This is a genomic window from Bacillus sp. 7_6_55CFAA_CT2 (assembly GCF_000238655.1).
Classification (GTDB): Bacteria; Bacillota; Bacilli; order Bacillales; family Bacillaceae_G; genus Bacillus_A; species Bacillus_A cereus.
In genome coordinates this window covers 1,454,609-1,473,171 of the sequence record NZ_JH414708.1, presented here as the reverse complement: position 1 = coordinate 1,473,171, position 18,563 = coordinate 1,454,609, and the positions used below count along the sequence as shown (strand labels likewise).

Below are 18,563 nucleotides of genomic sequence, written 5' to 3'. Positions count from 1 at the left end.
TTTTTTGTATATATTATTTAACATTACAACTGTATTGCTTGTTATATGCAATTAAGACTAAAGAGCTTTAATAATACGTTCCATCGCCTTCATTTGCCCAATATGATCAGCTTCATGATAAAGCATCATACCGTAAAGCTCACCAACAGTTTCCAATCCTAAAAACGGCTCTGGTAGTTTATTTTCAAATGCTTCTGCTGGCATTTCGTTAATACGCTTTGCTTGTTCTTTTAATTGAGTCGTTAACACTTCTAATGATGGTCCTTCTGTTTTCCATTTAGATGGTCTTGATCCATATCCAAACATACCTGGATATTCAGTTGGTAATTGTTTGAATTCTTTTCCAAACATGAAAACTTCTGCTGCTGTTAACACGTGACCAATATGCCAACGAATTGTATTGTTAAAACCCTCTGGCTGCGTATCTGCAATTTTATCATCTAGCGTCTCCATAAATTTAAGTAATGCCCCGCGCGTTATTTCAAATTGTTTTAAACCCACTAGTCTATTCATGTTATCGTTCCCCTTCTTGATGTACAATTTATTATGAACTAAGAATGTTCAATTCATTAAAGTTTTACCTTGTTTAATCTATCAGAAATAAATAAGAAATACATCTAATATGCTTATTAAAAATAATAAAAAGGTTCCCTCCTCGTAAATATAGAATTACTTACTATGTAAATAAAAGAGGAGTGTACTTACATGTTACATATTTTAAAACAACAATATAATCTTATTAGCTCTACAAGAGAAACTCTATTTTCATTTTTGGAAGAAATCCCACTAGAAAAATTACATAGCACTGTTCCGAATTTCGGGAGCGGTGGCATTATAAAGACACATATTCATGTAGCCGATTGCTATCGATACTGGCTTGGATCATTCGCATTCAAACAAAAACGAGCAGATTTTTCATTCGCTAGTGATTATAAAATTGAGCATGCAGATGTGGAAAAAGTCCGTGCTAGATTTAAGTTAGTAGATGAGACTGTACAACGTTTTTTAGATGAATACAATGACCGTTGGCTCGAAAATATAGCAAATGAAGTAAAGTGGCAAAAAGAACCTTGGAGTACAACACCACTATGGCTTTTAACTCATACAGAAACACATGAATTTCATCATAAAGGACAAATTGTATCAATGGCTAGGCATCTTGGATATACTCCTCCTGATACAGACCTTAGTTAATTCAATGGTCCATGATTACTAAAAAAATTAGAATGAATACAATTCGAGCATGCTTTGAAAACCACTCAAAACATGCTCTTAAAATATTCTATCTTACATTCTCCATTTCCTCATCAATACCAAATAGTCTCCGCATAATTATATGCATCACTATTCGGAATGGCATGTTTCCCCTGCGCCTGTGCCTTTCTTGGATCTAAATCATATACCATTGGCGTATAGCATGATGTTTGCCCTTTATTTACAACACCATTTCCTCCAGCACTGCCGCAAGTGTATGCCTTTCCATCTGTTTTTCTTACAATTCTTGCATCAGCTTCATTATTATATACTGCTGGGCGGGTTACAGTAACTTTTGCCCACGCTGTCTTACACGTCGTGCTAAATTTTAATTCCACATAAGAATTGGAATCAATCCATTTCTTTTCTTTCGTTACTGCTGATTGGTCACAGCTATTGTAATACGGACTTTTTCCATCATACGAATGATCTTCTGCATATGCTTTATCATTACCAGTCGTACTAAACACACTAGTTAAAACGAGCAATGATAGACAAAAACATGCGCTTAGCTTTTTTAAAAGTTTCAAAGTATTCCACTCCTTTTTAATAGCGTCCTGTTTTTCCATAACCGTTATTAAACGTAACCGCCTCAGCATCTGCTGTGTATCCGAAATCAGCAGTTAAATCAAATACCATTCCTGTATACGTGCTCGTTTGACCTGTTTTTATTGTACCGTTTCCCTGATTAGAAGTGACTGATTTTTGAAATACACCATTTTTGTATTTATTCACAACAGCGTACGCATACACTCCTCCAGACACAGCTGGTGCTGGTTGATCTAAAACAAACTTAGCCCAAGCTGCATGACATTTATTGCTGTAACGTAAATACACTGTCCCTACTTTTTTACTCCCTTCATACACAGCTGTAGACTTTGCATTAAATCCATCTGCATCACACGTTGTACTACCTCCGTATACTTTCGTTGTTGCTGGATTTTTCCCGTCATAGTAACTACTTAAATCAGTAGCAGCAAATGTACTTCCTTGGAAACTAAATAATAGCCCTACACTCGCTACACTTAATACACATACTTTCATTAACTTTTTAAACATTTTCAATTTCCTCCCTCAAAATAAGTACGTATAATAAAGACAATCTATCCCCTATGTACGCCCCTCCTTTCATGCTTCCTAGAGGCATCTTACGGAAACGACTAAACGTTGTAAATTTCCTTATGATTATTGGAATATACGAAGAAATTTACGTAACCGTCTAAGAAAAAAAGTTGAGAAATACACATTTTATAGCATCCTTTATTTAAAACATAAAAGAACCGATACTTGTTACATGCAAGCATCGGTTCTTTATACAAAATTGCCATTTTTTCTTTTATATAAAATAAATATTTCTCCACTTAATCTGTTGTAAAAAACTCCCTCGTTACATCAATAAATTGCTGCAGTGGCGCTGTCATCCATTTATCTTTATGCCAAGCAATTTGTGTATAAATCGGTGAGATTTCATTTTCTAAATGTAACTCTTTTATCATCCCTTCTCGTATATCTTTTTCTACTACTATTGCTGGTAACACAGCTATTCCTAAATCTGCAATAACACATTGTTTAATTGCTTCGACACTAACGAACTCAATTTTATTTGCTGGATACACATCTTCTGTACGAAGTAGCTCTTCAAATAAAGTCCGGTACGAGCACCCTAGCTCTGTTAGCAACAACGTCTCACTTTCTAAATCTTTTGTAGAAATGGAAGCTTTCTCGAGTAAATGATGCCCTGAAGCAGCTACTATTTTTAATTCTTCTTTCATAAGCGGCTCCACATGTAAAGTATCTTCTGTTTTACATTCGTCCAAAATAAATGCAAGATCGACTTTTCCCTCCATCAATTGTTCCTTCGCATCTTTATTGGAATGTGCCGGTTTAAATATAAGTTTTATTTGAGGAAATTGTGCTTTAAACTTCTTTAATATAGAAGGAAGTCTATATGTACATTGACTCTCTTGCGCACCGATTATTAACGTACCTGCTATTTCTTCATCATCTTTCACAGCCATTTTTGCTTCGTTGCTGAGCGCAATCATCTTGTCGGCATATAGTTGAAACTTCCTACCTGCTTCAGTTAAGAAAAGACGTTTCCCTAATCTCTCAAATAGTGGTGTACCTAACTCAGCTTCTAACGTTTTAATTTGCGCTGTCACACTCGATTGAGCAAAGTTTAATTTCTTCGCAGTTTGTGTAAAATTCAAAGTATCCGCCGCTACTTTAAATGTAATTAATTGTTTTATCTCCATTTATCGTCCCTCTTTTCAATCGATATTCCCGATTGATTTCATCGAAATAATCCTCTTTGTCTATTGATATTTGTATTGTATGATAAAGAGCATCTACAAACAATAAAAATGGAGGTATTCCATATGAAAGCACTTTGTTTCGAACAGTTCGGAAATCCGGATGTACTACAATATAAAGAACTAAATGATCCAATCATAAATCCAAATGAAATTATTGTCCGCACGAAAGCAATCGGTTTAAATTTCGCCGACATTTATAGACGCCGCGGTGATTATCATCTCGCTGGTACCCCGCCTTTTATATTAGGTTATGAAGGGGCTGGCATTGTTGAAAAAGTAGGAGCTGACGTTACGAATATTAATCCTGGAGATCGTATTGCATTTGCTGATGTCCCATTTGCAAATGCAGAGCTAGTTGCTGTTCCGTCTGAGAAAGCAATTAAGCTTTTAGATTCTATCTCTTTTGAAACAGCCGCTTCTGTCTTATTGCAAGGTCTAACCGCACATTATTTAACGAAAGATAGCTATGAAATAAAACAAGGTGATATAGCTTTAGTACACGCTGCAGCTGGTGGTGTTGGGCAACTTCTTATTCAAATGATTAAACTACTAGGCGGAAAAGTAATCGGCCTAACGTCATCAAAAGAAAAAGCAAAGATAGCTACATTAGCTGGTGCTGATCACGTTTTTTTATATACGGAAGCATGGCATACAAAAGTAGTTGAAATAACAAATGGTGATGGAGTAAATGTTGTATATGAATCAGTAGGTTCTACATTAGAGGAGAGTTTTAATGCTACTAAAACTGGCGGTACTGTCGTATTTTACGGAATGGCCGGCGGTAATCCTGCGCCAGTTGATCCACGTATGCTTATGGATACTTCGAAAACTTTAACTGGCGGAGACCTTTGGAACGTGCTTACATCTTATGAAGAGAGAATAGAACGCTCCTCTCAATTATTCGAATGGATTGCGACCGAAAAATTAAAGATCGCAAGTTCTACTACATTCTCTTTACAAGATGGTGCCCGTGCTCATGAATTATTAGAGAGCCGAAAAAGCACAGGGAAGATTTTATTGATCCCATAATCGTTCCAATAAAAAAGGAAGCTAGAATGTATTTCTTTGCTTCCTTTTTTAACGTTATTTATGTTCAATTGTAAAGTGATAATAAAGTTATTTAATTCTGATCTAAAAATATAAGAGCCTGGCTACAAATCATATTGTAGTAAAGCCCTTTAAAGTTGTTTAATTTCTAACCATTTAAATGTGCTTGTAGACAAAAATTAATAATAAAGTTGTTTAAATCTTGTTCAACTAAAGCACCCGTTAGTTCAATAAGAAAAAATTATCTATTATTATTAAAGTGGCCCACCTTCAAAACCAATAGGCCATCCATCGTTTTTAAATTTTACTTTATACTGAAACTCAAAGTGACCATCATAAATAAAAGCTAAACTAAACCCAGAAAATATATAATCGTCAAAATTAACCATCTTTCCAAAAAATATTGTGGATAGATAGTAGTTCTTCATTTCTTGATTAGGGAAGAATTTCTGTAAATATTTTAATGCACAGCTTATATGTAGATGGAGTTCATCGAATGTTTTTCTGCCATTTCGATAATCTCCATATCGGGATTTTCATTATTCCCCTGAATAATAATCTCCACATCTTCCCATTCTCCGATATTAATACTATAAAACCACCGTTTTTGAATGAGATACTTCTCTTTTTCGTATACAGGGGGATTAACTAGTTTTAATTTTTTTACCTCATCTTTAGTTAACGGTTTATCAAGAATAAGCTTTTTATGCAAAATTTCTTTGATATTAGAGACAATATATTTAGATTTGTTTAATTCTAAAGAGTCCATTTTCCACCTCATAAATTATAAAATAAAGTAAATTCCCCCTTAAGTATATCATCATCCTTATTCAACTATCCTGCACCGTTAATTCAATAAGAATTAAACAACTTTATTATTTTCAAAGGACTTTATTATTTTCAAAGGACTTTATTGTAAATTAAACAACTTTATTATCTCTTAACATCAATCTCGCTTCTTTTCAATAACCCTGTTATTTATATTTTTTCTCTACGCTTCTCTTTCTAGGCCCCTCATTTTTAAGTTTATATAATAAATGAATCTAAATATTAAAGGAAAGAACAAACCTCCTGATATCAACGATCCAATAAATACAGTATCAATAAAAGAAAGAATCCCAAATAATAGCATTCCAAAAAAATAAAATACAACTGCACTCCAATAAATAAAACGTGGAAACTTAGTTTGGAACGAATCACCTTTTTCACACGGTTTCCCAAATAACAAATGAACGAATTTAATCAACATAATCACTTCTCCATATAATTGTTAATATTCTTTTCTTCTTAGAATTGAACATAAATCACATACCATGTACCACCCATATTCACACATTCCTTACTTTGTTTTATCCCGCTTTAATGGGCAGTAAGACCCCCACCTCAAAATGCAGCGAAAGCAAAGAAGTTAGGTGGGGGGCGGGCTGCCCATTAAAGTCCGATTGGTGAGGGATGATAATCAGTGGGGGATGAAGAAAACCCCACTGATTAAAGTTTCACTTTATTTCTCGTATACTTACTTTAGATTCCGAGATGAAATGTAAGGCTAATGTCCCTCCAATACACTGCAAACTAATTTGTTGTTCCTACTCTCTAATTATACCATTACAATAATTTTCATAGTTCATTTTTAACGGAATATTCCGATTCGAATTAATAAATGATATATTAAAAAATAAAAAGGAAGCTAGAGTTCTCTACCTTCCTTTTCTTATTTTTATATTTCCACACTTTCTTTCCCTTTTGCAACGTAACTCATATCTCCAACAGACTCAACTGTGTATGTTCCATCTTGATATACAATCTTCGTCACGCTAGCATTTTCCACTCCAAGTTTTGTTTTGCTACTGTCTAACATTTCTATTAAGGTAGTAATCAAAAGCCCATGAACGACAACTAAAACGTTACCGCCACCATTTGCAGCAGATTCTTCACTAATTTTATCTATCTCTGTTTTTATACGAGTAGAAAACAATTCCCAATCTTCCGCCTGTTTTGTCGGATCTGCTACTCTAATAAGATTAATCACTTCTTGAATAGAAAGCTTCAAGAGTTCTTCTGGTGATGCAACGCCTGCAGCTTTTCCAACCACATCCCACATATTCTCAAGTTTTTCACCTTCAAAAATACCGAAATTTAATTCTCGCAAATCTTTTCTTTGCTCAAGTTTTAATTTTGATTGCTCACTATATTTTAATACTAAATTAGCAGTTTCAATTGCGCGGCCGCTATCACTACTATATGCATTCATAAAATGAATATCTTTTAATCCTGTTCCTAAATTTGTGGCAACTTCAACACCTTTTTCTACTAAAGGAGAATCTGCCCAACCTTGCGCGCGATGATTCGTATTTAATATTGTTTTACCGTGTCTTGTAACATATAACGTCACTACATTCTCATTGCTATCTGTTTCTCGCTTATTCATTTCATTCTCTCCCTTTACGTTTCTATATCAATTTTAACACCTCAATTATTCATTGAGCAAAATATACGTCAGTAGATCCGCTTAATAAAAAAAGCTATCTTTCTGTATATCCATACAAAAAGATAGCATCTTTTATGATTACATTTCTTAACCGGTACTCCTACTCAGCAAAAGCACTCGAATATTGTACAATTCCTTCTACACCTCGAAGAGCATTTTCTGTTAATTCCATTATCATAAATACCTCTTCAGGCACTTCAAACGGTGCTTTTACATTCCACTCACTTGCTTTCTTAAAACCAAATTTCGGGTAGTACTCTGGATGTCCTAATACTACAACTGATCCGTATCCAAGTTCTTTCGCTTTTTCTAAAGCAGCCGTGATCAGTTTTCCGCCAATTCCTTTCTTCTGATGGCCCCTAGCAACTGACACTGGTGCAAGTGCTAGCGATTCTACAGAAGTTCCATCTTGTTCTATCGCAATTTTAGATAACATAATGTGACCGACTATTTCCTCATCTACTGCAACGATTGATAACTCCGGAACAAACGCGTCACATTCTCTAATACGTTTTACAAGTTCATGTTCTGTTTTATCACTAAATTCTTCAAGTGAAAATACTTCTTTTACGACTTCTTCTGTTTTTCTATAATCATTTTTTTGTTCTTGTCTAATCGTTACCATTTTAACTTATCCTCTATTCTTTCTTATTTCTTTTTGAATTTTACGCAGTGCTTTTTTCGATCCGCGCTCAATATCGTGTTGCATTTTTCTTTCTTTATAATCAACAAATAGTGTATTTAAATCGTATCCTTCTGGGTATAATTCTTTCGCTGCTACCTCTAAAGTAATACGTTTTACATTTACTTCAACGAATTCACCGTTATAATATACAACAACGTTATAAAAATTATCTTTTTCCTTATAGATGATACCAAAATCATCATGATCCAATAAATTAACACGATCGCCGATTTTGTACTCATAATGAGATTCTCTTTTTTCTTGTACAAATTTCGGTTTTCTAATTTTACTTTCATTCACTTTTTCTAAAGCGTACTCTTTATTTCCCATATACTCTTTCGCTCTTTTCAGTACATGTTCTTTTACGCTCATTTTATTCGCAATCCAAAGTGCATTACTTTCTCCTGATTTTCCGATAACTAATTTATAAAGCGGCTCTAGCGTTTCACTATTAAACTGCATCGCTGCATTCATAAAGTCATCATGCATTTCTGAGAATCGTTTAATTTCTCCGTAATGCGTACTCGCAACGGTAATACATCCCGCAAAGTACAACTCTTCTAAAATAGAAATTGCAAGTGCTGCACCTTCATTTGGTTCTGTACCGCTCCCTATTTCATCAAATAAAAGTAACGTATTATTATTTGACATCCTCATAATCTCAGAAAGATTTTTCATATGAGACGAAAATGTACTTAGTGCATTTTCAATACTTTGATTATCACCAATATCTACGAATACATTTTCGAAAATAGCGATTTCTGTACCTTTATCTCCTGCAATATGAAGACCTGACATTGTAGCTAATGTTAACAATCCAATCGTTTTTAACACAATTGTCTTTCCGCCCGCATTCGGCCCTGTAATAATTAAACTACGATACTCTTGACCAATTTTAAAATGTAACGGTACAACTTGCCCTGTTAAAAGCGGATGCTTACAATTCACTAAATGAATGTAGCCATGATCGTTTAACTTCGGTTCTATTCCATCAATCGATTTACTAAACTTCGCTTTCGCAAATACCATATCATACTGACTAATTAGCTCCATGTTAATCTTTATACTATATATGTTTTCTAAGACCATTCCTGATAAAGTCGCTAAAATCTGATACTCTTCAACCGCTTCTTCTGCTTTCAAACCTGCTAATTCTGCATTCAATTTCGTAACCGTATGCGGTTCTATAAATACAGTAGAACCTTTTGCCGAGGCTTCAATAATACTTCCAGCAACTTGATTTTTATAGGAAGATTTAATTGGAATCGTATAACGGTCATCCTTTTTACTAATAAAGAATTCCTGAATGAATTTCTTATTTGCACTACTATTTAAAAACTTCGTTAAACGTTCTTTTATTTTCCCATCTACAGAATCGATATTATTTCGAATTCGTTTTAACTCTTTACTTGCAGCTGCATCAATACTATTTCCTTTAATTGAAAAGTTAATTTCCTCTTCAATACTTTTATATTCAGTCATTGAATTTGCATAAGAAGCTAATACTGGTGCAAAAAATTCTTTATCTAACATAAACTTTTTAATCTTTCTACATCCGCGTAAAAAGTCTGAAACACTGACTAATTCTTCTGGATCTAAAATCATCCCTTTTTCTAATTTTTGAATTGTACTAGCAATATTAGAAATGCCGAAGAAAGGAACATGCCCTTCTGCATCTAATATAGCTCGTGCTTCTGTCGTTTCATTCAACCGATTTCTCACTACTTTTATACTCGTACTCGGCTCTAATTTGTTTAATAATTCCTTACCTAATCCACTTACACAATAAGATTTCACTATATCCTTTAATTCGTTATATTGTAGCTTTTCAAAAGTCATCGTATTCATTTTGTTTCTCCTCACTATGATTGATTTTTATCATAAATGAAGATACCTACTCATTAGATTCCAATGAGTCATATATAAAATCCCATAATTATACAATAAAAACATATACAAAAAAGCTGCGGGGATACCGCAGCTTTTACATTTACAAGGCATTTGTAATAACATATGAGGAAATAAGCCATAAAAAAATAGATGGCAGTCCCTTATTACACGCTTTATAAAGTATTGTAGGTATCTTCATAGGTTTTGAAATAAATGCATGACAAAATTAGGGGTATGATGTACATAAAAATCCCCTGGTCTTATCCGATTTATTTCATTAAATTTTTCCTATTTAGTACCTACCGCACTCACAAAAAGCACCTCTCATTAATTTATATTATAGTCATTGAAATCTAATTTACTGAAATCATCATACTATATGTTTTGTAAGAAGTAAAGGTGTCAAACTATTTCCTTGCAGACTGTAAAATGTTCATATAATCAACCTTTTTCTCAAGGGTCTTTTTCGCATCTTCAGCCGTTACTATATAATCTACAGGAATATTTTGTAGTACATCCTTATTAATATTTGGCAACTGAATCGTTATATCTTCTACATTACTTTTACTATTTTCAATCGTTTTATTAAATTCCTGAATACTTCTTGCAACCCCCGCTAATGTTTCCATATGTATAGAATTGTTTACATCTAAAACAGTATTACTTTTAAAAACTGCCGTATAATACTGTTGCAAATTTTTCTTCGCTATTTGTTCCTCAGTATTCTTATCGGAAACATTATCCCCAGTCTGCATTTGATCAAAAGTAAATATAGTGTTTTTCTCTCCATAATATGTATTAAATCTTCCTTGTAAATTATTTGCTTCCTTTTTCTTTTCATAGTTATCATTATTTACTTCTGGAGAGATTTGCCCCTCGAAGTACAGTTGAAATTGCAAGTGTGGTTCATCGACTTGCTGCACAGTAACTATCCGCCCCTTTGGACCAAGGAAGTCCTTTCCGTTATCCAGAGTTTCAACTCCGTTTAATTTAACAACCATACCATACTCCGATTTTGTATAACTTTGTGCTTTTTGTTCAATTTCTTCATTCGATATATCACATGATGTTAATAGTAATAAACTAAACATTATACTATATTTCATTATTGTTCTTTTCATATTGCCTCTCCTTTTGCTACTACCACCTATACAGAAATGTGCCTATGGATTTTAAATTACGATTTATATAAAGAACTTCTTCTAAAAAGCGCTACATCAAACTATCTTCGCTAACTTGAATAATAAAAACTCATCATCTTGCTTTAGAAAACACTAATAACCACAAGTATAAAAATACCCATTAAATATCATTTTATAATAATAGTGTAATTTTGCATTATAATAATTTTATCGTAAAGCAAATATAATATCTATTAAAATCACATTAAAAACATACTAATATTTAGTTCTATAGCAATCACAGTAAGGAGATGTTCCTCGAGTACGAATAAGATGACATTATTTATTCCAATGCATCTCTTGGTGTTTCAAAAGCCGACTAGTTCATTTATAAACATAAAGATTTAGGAAGGATAACAATATAAAAAGAAGAGGAAAACTTATATTTCCCTCTCCTATTTCATCACCAAATTACTGCTGAACATATATGGAAACTGATCCTCCACTTACTTGGAATTGTCCCCAACCATCCTTATTAATTGTTACAGTATTTGTTTGATTACCCGTAATATCGTACCATACTTCCCCTGCGTTATTCTTCCCAACATCCATCCACTTTGACCCTCCTGGTCCATCAGAGATTAATGTTGCTAAACCAGAATTAGCATGTACACTATCACCTTCTCTTGTCCAGCCAATTACATCTGGATGATCAAAATAATCCCGCTGCGTACCATATGCAAAGTTTTTTCGTGCCGTCAAAATCGGATCAATTTTGTCCTTTAACGCTGGAATTTCATAGTTACTATTTCCTTTTGTACCATAGTAATCACCATAGAAAACAGAAGGATATCCCTCTGCACGCGTTAAAATAAATGCATATGCCAACGGTTTGAACCAAGGGCTCACTACAGATTCCAATGACTGACCAGGCTGTGAATCATGATTTTCAACTAGAGTAACCGCAAGTGTAGGATGATTCGCAACTACCGTTCCTTTTAAAATATTTCTCATATCATAATTCCCATTTCCTGTTGAAGCATAGTGAAAATTATAATGAAGTGGTGCATCGAACACAGATTGATTATAATTGACCTTCGCTAAATAATTATTTAAAGTCTGGATATCATTTTGCCAATATTCAGCTACTGTAAACATTTCTTTCCCCGTTTGCTGTCTAACATGATTTACCCAATCGCGCAAATATTCATGATCAATATGTTTAACAGCATCTAAACGAAAGCCATCTAAATTTAATTCCTTCGCATACCACGTTCCCCATTTTTTCATTTCATTCGCAACATCTGGATGATCAAAATCAAGATCCGCGTACATCAAATAATCATAATTCCCATTCTCGCTAGACACTTCCCAGTCCCACGCTTTACCTATGCCCCTAAATTTATAAATTCGGTTTAATTTCTTTCCTTCATCCCAATCTGTTCCGTCAAAATGATACCATTTCCATTTGAAATTAGAATAAGAATCTCCACGCCCTGGAAAGTTAAATCCTGTCCAAGCACTAATTTCATAATCACCTGATACTTCAACATTTCGATTGCTTGGGTCTACCTCAACTGCTGTGACAGTTTCTGTATAATCAGCCCCACCTTTATGATTCATAACTACATCACCGTATACATCGATGTTTTTCTTATGTAAAGCGTCAATTGCAGACTTCAATTGTGCTTTCGTCCCATATTTCGTCCGCACTGTTCCCTTTTGATTAAATTCCCCCAAATCATATAAATCATATGCTCCATATCCTACGTCATTTTGCGTAGTTCCTTTATATGCAGGTGGTATCCAAACAGATGTAATTCCTTTTTGCGCTAAATTTTCAGCATCAGTACGCAAACGATTCCAATGATCCCCATCATTCGGAGCATACCACTCAAAATACTGCATTAACGTTCCATTGTTAACTGTATCTGCATATGCTTTACTCCCCTCATATATACTAGGTAAAAACATAACAACTGACAATCCGACTATTGTTACTCTTTTAAACATCTGTACACCATCCCTTTCTAAGAAAGCGTTTGCATAGTTTATCAGAATTATTATAATATTCGTTCCACCGTTAGTAAAGTAGCAATCTCTCACTCTCCCACATTATTTTTAATCTCACTTCAAATATTCAACGTAGTTTTAATTTCACATCCTATTCAAGATTGTTTACAATTTACCTATAAAAACATAACGGAGGGATTTCTATGACAGACTTTCAAAAACAATTTTTCGCACGATTATATATAGAAGAAAAAGACACAGTTTCATTTGAAGATTTATCTAACATTATGTACGCAATGGCACAAACTGTTCCTTTTGAAAACTTAAATATTCTCGAAAAGAATTTTAAAGAAATATCAAAAGAAAATTTGAAAGAGAAAATTTTAGTAAATAACCGTGGCGGTCTTTGTTATGAACTCAATCCTACTATGTATTACTTCCTGAAAGATTCTGGATTCGATGTTCATCTCGTTTCAGGAACAGTTTATAACGCTACAAACTCCATATGGGCTGTTGATTCTGGCCATATTGCAACCGTTTTAACACATCATACTGAACTTTATTTAATTGAAGTAGGATTCGGATCATACTTACCTCTTGCCCCTGTCCCTTTCTCAGGTGAAGTCATTCACTCTGTTACAGGAGATTATCGTATTCGTAAAGAAATGACCGAAAAGGGAAACTACATTTTAGAGATGCGGAAAAACAATGAGTTCTTGGATCAATCTTCTGCTGATGATTGGACGTTAGGCTATGCATTTTATATAGAAGAAGTGGATGAAGAAAAAGCAAATACAGCACAAAAAATTATCGTTGAACATGAAGGGTCACCCTTTAATAAACTACCTCTTATTGTAAAACTAACTGAAGATGGGCATGCCTCTTTAACGAAAGATAGCCTTACAGTAGCGAAAAATGGTAAAAAAACGAAAGAAACCGTTACAGACATGCAATTTACAAACCTTTTACATTCAAAATTTGGAATTACACTATAAGTATGTAAGCCTTGTTATTTTAGCAAGGCTTTTCAATTTTCAGCAGGGATTTTTTGCAATTTGTTGTATTTCATAGTTATATAGAAATATAACTACATGTTTAGAAAGGAAATGATTATGACAGAACTTAAAGATCGATTACAAGTAGCTGATATAGAAAAATGGGATTTAACAGACATTTACCATACAATTGAAGATTGGGAAAGTGATTTTCATAAAATTGAAGTATTAACGAAGGAATTACACGAGTTTAATGGCAATATTCACGATGGCAATAGTTTATTAGCTTATTTAACGAAGAGTGAAGAAATTTCTAGCATAATATCTTTAATGTTCGCTTATGCACGATTACAATCTGACCTTGATACACGCGATACTGACGCGCAATCTCTTGTCGATAAAGTATCACAATTACACGTGAAAGTAAGTGCAGCTAAATCTTTCTTTTCCCCCTTCTTACTTAGCATAGACGAAAGCACATTACATTCTTACATAGAAGAAACAGAAGGCTTACAATATTATAAAGAAGACTTATTTGAATTATATCGTTATAAAAAACACGTATTGAATAAGGACCAAGAAGCAATTTTATCACAGATGGGTGAAGCTCTTTCTTCTCCACAGCACACATTTGGTATGTTAAACAATGCAGATATATTATTTGGTGAAGTGACGACTGACGATGGAGAAAAAGTGAACTTAACACGCGGAATGTATGCAAAGTTAATAGAAGATACGAATCGTGAAAAGCGTAAAGAAGCTTATAAAGCATATTACAAACCATATGTTCAGTTAAAGAATTCCATCGCATCTACTTTATCCGCTGCTATTAAAAATAATGTTACCGTTTCGAAGCTAAGAAACTATCCATCAGCGCTAGAGAAATCATTATTTGGCGATATGGTTCCGAAAGAAGTATATGAAAACCTTATTGATACAACGAAAAAAAACATTCAAACATTACATACATACAATGAAATTCGAAAAGAAAAATTAAACGTAGATGAACTAAGACAATACGACTTAGGCGTCGATTTAGTAGAAGGTGCAAAACAAGACATCCCATATAGTGAAGCATTTGACATTATGATTGCATCACTAGCTCCTTTAGGAGAAGAATATATTGAGACATTAAAAAGTTTTAAAGATAAACGATATATAGACGTAAGAGAAACACCAGGAAAACGTTCTGGTGCTTATAACTTTGGTGTATATGGTGTTCATCCTTTCATTCTTTTAAATCATCACGATGATTTAAATAGCCTGTTCACTCTTACTCATGAATGCGGGCACGGTATGCATACGCACTATTCACATGGATACCAACCAAGAATTTCTGCACATTATTCTATCTTTGTGGCAGAAGTCGCTTCTACAGTAAATGAAGTGTTATTAATTCACTATTTATTAAAAGAAGCAAAAGAAACGAACGTGCGTAACCATTTAGTTAACCATTTTATTGAAAAATTCAAAGGTACTTTCTTTACACAAATTATGTTTGCAGAATTTGAAAAAATCACACATGAAATGGCGGAACAAGGTAAACCATTAAATGCACAAGTCTTCAGTGAAATTTATGAAAAACTATTTAAAGAATATAACGGTGATTCACTTGTATTTGATGAAGAAGTAAAATACGGATGGGCTAGAATCCCTCATTTCTATCGCCCGTTTTACGTATACAAATATGCAACTGGATTCGCATCTGCCATTCAAATCGCTGATAAACTATTAAGCGGTGATCCGAATGCTCAGAAAAATTATATTGAATTCCTTAAAGGCGGAAGTTCAGACTACCCATTAAACTTATTGAAAAAAGCTGGCGTCGATTTAACAACGCCAGAACCAATTGAGAGTGCATTGAAACAATTCACTCAACTTGTTGAGGAGTTTTCAACATTATAAAAAGCATGCAGAGTATATGCTCTGCATGCTTTTTATTTGAATTACTCTATTCTATATGCTGCTGCGTCACACAATGAATCATACCACCGTATGCATACAATTCGTTAACATATATACCAACAATTCTTCTCCCTGGAAATTGACCTTCAATGATTTGAAGCCCTAATTTATCATGTTCATCACCGTATATAGGTACCAATACAACTTCATTACCAATGTAAAAATTTAAGTACGATCCTTTACAATCTGCTTCTTTTACCACTTTTCTTGTTACTGGTACTGGAATGAGCTGAAATGGTTTTCCATCTATATTTTTCGCTTGCCGTAATTCTTGATAATGCTTTTCGTACGCCTCCAAAAGGTATGGCTCTCCTTCATCGAAAGGATCATATTCATACAGTATCGTATTTTCATTTACAAACCGTGCCGCGCCATCAATATGATAATCCGTATCTTCATCATAATTATCTTCTCCGCGTATACCAGTTATCCATATAAAATTTGTTACTCCTAAATATTTCGTTAACTCCATTTCAATCTATTTTCGTAACTAGAAAACAAATTTGTGTCACATACTCTTCTGCTAAACAATCACATTCAGGTCCCTTTATATAAACCTCATATGGCGAATTAATTATTACATACCCATTTCTTTCAATCCATTCTTCTAACGCTATATAAGCGTAACCTATATAGTCGTAACTTCCATAATGCATAGTAGTAACGATATGATGTGGACTTAGTTGTTTCATTTCATACTCTTGTGCTACGTCTTCATCATTCCCCTGCATCACCGGAATTCTTAACTCAATATCACTGTTACTTGGAATATATTCTTCATCATAAAAGACTGCAGATGGAGAACCAACTATTTGAAAGTTATTTTTTTGTACCTCTTCATATAAGTCATAAAAATAATCATCCATATCATCTATATCTATTTTTACTCTTTGAGTAATTAACGTTACTTCGTTCCTCATTCCCATTAATATATCATAACTTCTATGGCGAGCAATATTTAGACTACTATTCACCATTACCATTTCATTCATTTCTGAAATAACCTGTAAATTTTGCTTCACTTCCTGAGACAACTCGATAATTTGTGATTGTATATGTTGAACAAACGAATCTTGATCCGATGACTGCAAAACAATTTTAATTTTTGGAAGAGGAAATTTATACTCCCTTAGCTTTTTTATTTTCAATGCTACTTCCAGCTGCTCTTGTTCATAATACCTATACCCATTAACCGGATTCACATATGCCGGTTTTAATATCTCCTCTTTGTCATAATGTCTTAACATCCGCGTACTCATTTTACAAATCCGAGAAAACTCAGCGATGGTATACATATCAATACTCCTTGAATATATTTTCTTTTCATTACTTATTTATTAAAACCAATCAAAAATCTTCTTCATTGAAAAAATTTCATTCTGATTTTTCAATCTTCTCATTTTCGAAGGTAACAAATGACTTGGACAATACCACGTTAAACAATTCATCGCGCCTCCCATTGTTGATATTTCCCCTACATGAATTTGAATAACTTGTTTCTCCGTATACTGTTGAATATATCGTAAAACTTCCTCATCTTTAGCTAGTCCAAACTTAGGAACATAAAGAGCATCACATGATTCTAACATATTTATATACAACCCTTTTGCCGATGCTATCTCTTGATCATATTGTCCTTTCTCTGTATATGATGAAGGAACAACTATAAATTCAGCTTCTGGCATTTGTTCTTTAATAATCTCTTGAACACTATATCTAAATTCATGATCCCCTAAAAAATCACTAATAAACATTTTATGTTCATCAATAAATTTAACCATTCCGTCTGCGTGTGCTAGTACATCCCCTTCCTCAGCAGGAATAATAATAACTCGGTTCACATCTAAATCCCATTCTAACTGCTCAATAATTTCCTCTTCTGTCCAATCATCGTTATCATCAAATATTCGTTCTGTTAATATTACAGTATCTTTTTTATTCCAAATAAGATTACCACCATCTAATATTAATGGGGATTTTACATATTCAAAGTCATTCTTTTTCAACCATTTATTAAATTGTTGATCTAAATATCGCCCTTGATCATTTGGCAAATAATTTGGTCGATATTTAAATTTAACTAGATGATTTGTGACAACCGGTGCAACATCTCTTAGCCAAATATCATCATACTCAAAACAGCTCGTATGAAAGTCTTGTTCTTCAACAGATAAAGATATAAGTTGATCCGCAATTGATTTCTTTTCATTTAAACATTCATTAAAGTAAATCAAATCTTCATAAAAGGGTTGATAATATTCATTTAATTCGTCTGGTATTGCAGTAAAAATAATGCCATTATGTTTTTGTTCCATATTATTCACCTCGCTTTTTAATAGTAGTTACATAACTGATTTTAAAAAGCCAACTATTCCTAAATTTATGTCTTTTTTCGTTACAACTCATGCAACATGTACATTTTATGAATGGATTATAGCATGGAGAAATATTATATATTTATATAAAAAATATAAGGCTGACGTTAAGCCTTATATTGACTCTTGACAAGTTTTTTTAATACCATATTTTAAAACAACAATAAATGATTAAATGATAACTAGATTCATTACTATCCAATTTCAGTTCTTGTATAAACTGAATGACTTCTTTCATAAGAAACACACTTAGAATAACCCCTAAGCAAATTAAAGCTACATTTAAAATGTACTGTAAAACGATAGGGAAATACGAAAACACTATTTTAAAATTCTTTAACACCAACATTTTTCTCCTTTACCATATAAAACGAAAAGCGAATATACACTATAATTAATTTATCATTATATTAAG

17 protein-coding genes and 2 pseudogenes are annotated in these 18,563 nt (G+C 33.4%); 4 read left to right on the top strand and 15 right to left on the bottom strand.

The annotated features are described in order from the left end of the window. Positions 1-57 precede the first annotated feature (57 nt). A complete protein-coding gene (locus tag HMPREF1014_RS07565; RefSeq protein WP_001081117.1) occupies positions 58-513 on the bottom strand; it encodes a DinB family protein in 456 nt (151 codons plus the stop codon). Positions 514-705: 192 nt separating this feature from the next. On the opposite strand from HMPREF1014_RS07565, the gene HMPREF1014_RS07560 reads away from it, so the two are divergent. Continuing rightward, complete coding sequence (locus tag HMPREF1014_RS07560; protein ID WP_000902395.1) at positions 706-1,194, top strand: DinB family protein; 489 nt, start codon at positions 706-708, stop codon at positions 1,192-1,194. A 113-nt stretch (positions 1,195-1,307) separates the two neighbouring features. On the opposite strand, the gene HMPREF1014_RS07555 is transcribed toward HMPREF1014_RS07560, so the two are convergent. The 3 genes from HMPREF1014_RS07555 to HMPREF1014_RS07545 form a co-directional block, all read right to left on the bottom strand. Further along, on the bottom strand, positions 1,308-1,784 hold the full coding sequence (locus HMPREF1014_RS07555; RefSeq protein WP_000771044.1) for a DUF2690 domain-containing protein: 477 nt from the start codon (positions 1,782-1,784) through the stop codon (positions 1,308-1,310). A 16-nt stretch (positions 1,785-1,800) separates the two neighbouring features. After that, complete coding sequence (locus tag HMPREF1014_RS07550; protein ID WP_000473746.1) at positions 1,801-2,313, bottom strand: YjfA family protein; 513 nt, start codon at positions 2,311-2,313, stop codon at positions 1,801-1,803. Between the two features lie 302 nt (positions 2,314-2,615). Further along, positions 2,616-3,509, bottom strand: a complete 894-nt coding sequence (locus HMPREF1014_RS07545; protein ID WP_000403877.1) for a LysR family transcriptional regulator — start codon at positions 3,507-3,509, stop codon at positions 2,616-2,618. Positions 3,510-3,632: 123 nt separating this feature from the next. Here HMPREF1014_RS07545 and HMPREF1014_RS07540 point away from each other — a divergent pair, with 123 nt between their 5' ends. Continuing rightward, positions 3,633-4,598: a quinone oxidoreductase family protein gene (locus HMPREF1014_RS07540; RefSeq protein ID WP_000645242.1), complete on the top strand. Its 966-nt coding sequence runs from the start codon at positions 3,633-3,635 to the stop codon at positions 4,596-4,598. A gap of 272 nt (positions 4,599-4,870) precedes the next feature. Here the strand turns inward: HMPREF1014_RS07540 and HMPREF1014_RS07535 are convergent. The 7 genes and pseudogenes from HMPREF1014_RS07535 to amyS all read right to left on the bottom strand — a co-directional run bounded on the left by HMPREF1014_RS07535 (position 4,871) and on the right by amyS (position 12,813). Continuing rightward, positions 4,871-5,385 (bottom strand): annotated as a pseudogene (locus HMPREF1014_RS07535) (hypothetical protein). A 222-nt stretch (positions 5,386-5,607) separates the two neighbouring features. Beyond that, entirely contained in the window at positions 5,608-5,865 is a 258-nt protein-coding gene (locus HMPREF1014_RS32045) for a hypothetical protein (protein WP_000905655.1), read from the bottom strand. Between the two features lie 468 nt (positions 5,866-6,333). After that, entirely contained in the window at positions 6,334-7,044 is a 711-nt protein-coding gene (locus tag HMPREF1014_RS07525; RefSeq protein WP_001042050.1) for a histidine phosphatase family protein, read from the bottom strand. A gap of 160 nt (positions 7,045-7,204) precedes the next feature. Further along, a complete protein-coding gene (locus HMPREF1014_RS07520) occupies positions 7,205-7,729 on the bottom strand; it encodes a GNAT family N-acetyltransferase (RefSeq protein WP_000256478.1) in 525 nt (174 codons plus the stop codon). A 6-nt stretch (positions 7,730-7,735) separates the two neighbouring features. Beyond that, positions 7,736-9,637: an endonuclease MutS2 gene (locus tag HMPREF1014_RS07515; protein WP_001095185.1), complete on the bottom strand. Its 1,902-nt coding sequence runs from the start codon at positions 9,635-9,637 to the stop codon at positions 7,736-7,738. A gap of 449 nt (positions 9,638-10,086) precedes the next feature. Next, entirely contained in the window at positions 10,087-10,800 is a 714-nt protein-coding gene (locus HMPREF1014_RS07510) for a hypothetical protein (protein WP_000831440.1), read from the bottom strand. Positions 10,801-11,271: 471 nt separating this feature from the next. Beyond that, positions 11,272-12,813: an alpha-amylase gene (gene amyS, locus HMPREF1014_RS07505; protein ID WP_000476899.1), complete on the bottom strand. Its 1,542-nt coding sequence runs from the start codon at positions 12,811-12,813 to the stop codon at positions 11,272-11,274. Positions 12,814-13,016: 203 nt separating this feature from the next. Between amyS and HMPREF1014_RS07500 the strand changes: the two genes are divergently transcribed. Together HMPREF1014_RS07500 and pepF are read left to right on the top strand one after the other, a co-directional pair. Further along, a complete protein-coding gene (locus HMPREF1014_RS07500) occupies positions 13,017-13,808 on the top strand; it encodes an arylamine N-acetyltransferase family protein (protein ID WP_000129221.1) in 792 nt (263 codons plus the stop codon). Between the two features lie 117 nt (positions 13,809-13,925). Next, positions 13,926-15,713 (top strand): oligoendopeptidase F, encoded by a 1,788-nt coding sequence (gene pepF, locus HMPREF1014_RS07495; protein ID WP_000137535.1) that lies wholly within the window; start codon positions 13,926-13,928, stop codon positions 15,711-15,713. A 46-nt stretch (positions 15,714-15,759) separates the two neighbouring features. Here the strand turns inward: pepF and HMPREF1014_RS07490 are convergent. The 4 genes and pseudogenes from HMPREF1014_RS07490 to HMPREF1014_RS07475 form a co-directional block, all read right to left on the bottom strand. Then, positions 15,760-16,251 (bottom strand): annotated as a pseudogene (locus HMPREF1014_RS07490) (agmatine deiminase family protein); the annotation flags it as partial. Next, positions 16,247-17,068 carry a MerR family transcriptional regulator gene (locus HMPREF1014_RS07485; protein WP_000287983.1) on the bottom strand — a complete coding sequence of 274 codons (822 nt, stop codon included), beginning with the start codon at positions 17,066-17,068 and terminating at the stop codon, positions 16,247-16,249. The gene HMPREF1014_RS07485 and the pseudogene HMPREF1014_RS07490, both read right to left, overlap by 5 nt. Positions 17,069-17,110: 42 nt before the next feature. Next, complete coding sequence (locus tag HMPREF1014_RS07480) at positions 17,111-18,088, bottom strand: agmatine deiminase family protein (protein ID WP_000435516.1); 978 nt, start codon at positions 18,086-18,088, stop codon at positions 17,111-17,113. A 199-nt stretch (positions 18,089-18,287) separates the two neighbouring features. Further along, positions 18,288-18,491: a hypothetical protein gene (locus tag HMPREF1014_RS07475; protein ID WP_000916569.1), complete on the bottom strand. Its 204-nt coding sequence runs from the start codon at positions 18,489-18,491 to the stop codon at positions 18,288-18,290. Positions 18,492-18,563 lie beyond the last annotated feature (72 nt).

Coding starts and splice junctions, on each gene's coding strand:
- HMPREF1014_RS07565 (WP_001081117.1), bottom strand. CDS start 513: ATGAATAGACTAGTGGGTTTAAAACAATTTGAAATAACGCGCGGGGCA.
- HMPREF1014_RS07560 (WP_000902395.1), top strand. CDS start 706: ATGTTACATATTTTAAAACAACAATATAATCTTATTAGCTCTACAAGA.
- HMPREF1014_RS07550 (WP_000473746.1), bottom strand. CDS start 2,313: ATGTTTAAAAAGTTAATGAAAGTATGTGTATTAAGTGTAGCGAGTGTA.
- HMPREF1014_RS07545 (WP_000403877.1), bottom strand. CDS start 3,509: ATGGAGATAAAACAATTAATTACATTTAAAGTAGCGGCGGATACTTTG.
- HMPREF1014_RS07540 (WP_000645242.1), top strand. CDS start 3,633: ATGAAAGCACTTTGTTTCGAACAGTTCGGAAATCCGGATGTACTACAA.
- HMPREF1014_RS32045 (WP_000905655.1), bottom strand. CDS start 5,865: ATGTTGATTAAATTCGTTCATTTGTTATTTGGGAAACCGTGTGAAAAA.
- HMPREF1014_RS07525 (WP_001042050.1), bottom strand. CDS start 7,044: ATGAATAAGCGAGAAACAGATAGCAATGAGAATGTAGTGACGTTATAT.
- HMPREF1014_RS07520 (WP_000256478.1), bottom strand. CDS start 7,729: ATGGTAACGATTAGACAAGAACAAAAAAATGATTATAGAAAAACAGAA.
- HMPREF1014_RS07515 (WP_001095185.1), bottom strand. CDS start 9,637: ATGAATACGATGACTTTTGAAAAGCTACAATATAACGAATTAAAGGAT.
- HMPREF1014_RS07510 (WP_000831440.1), bottom strand. CDS start 10,800: ATGAAAAGAACAATAATGAAATATAGTATAATGTTTAGTTTATTACTA.
- amyS (WP_000476899.1), bottom strand. CDS start 12,813: ATGTTTAAAAGAGTAACAATAGTCGGATTGTCAGTTGTTATGTTTTTA.
- HMPREF1014_RS07500 (WP_000129221.1), top strand. CDS start 13,017: ATGACAGACTTTCAAAAACAATTTTTCGCACGATTATATATAGAAGAA.
- pepF (WP_000137535.1), top strand. CDS start 13,926: ATGACAGAACTTAAAGATCGATTACAAGTAGCTGATATAGAAAAATGG.
- HMPREF1014_RS07485 (WP_000287983.1), bottom strand. CDS start 17,068: ATGTATACCATCGCTGAGTTTTCTCGGATTTGTAAAATGAGTACGCGG.
- HMPREF1014_RS07480 (WP_000435516.1), bottom strand. CDS start 18,088: ATGGAACAAAAACATAATGGCATTATTTTTACTGCAATACCAGACGAA.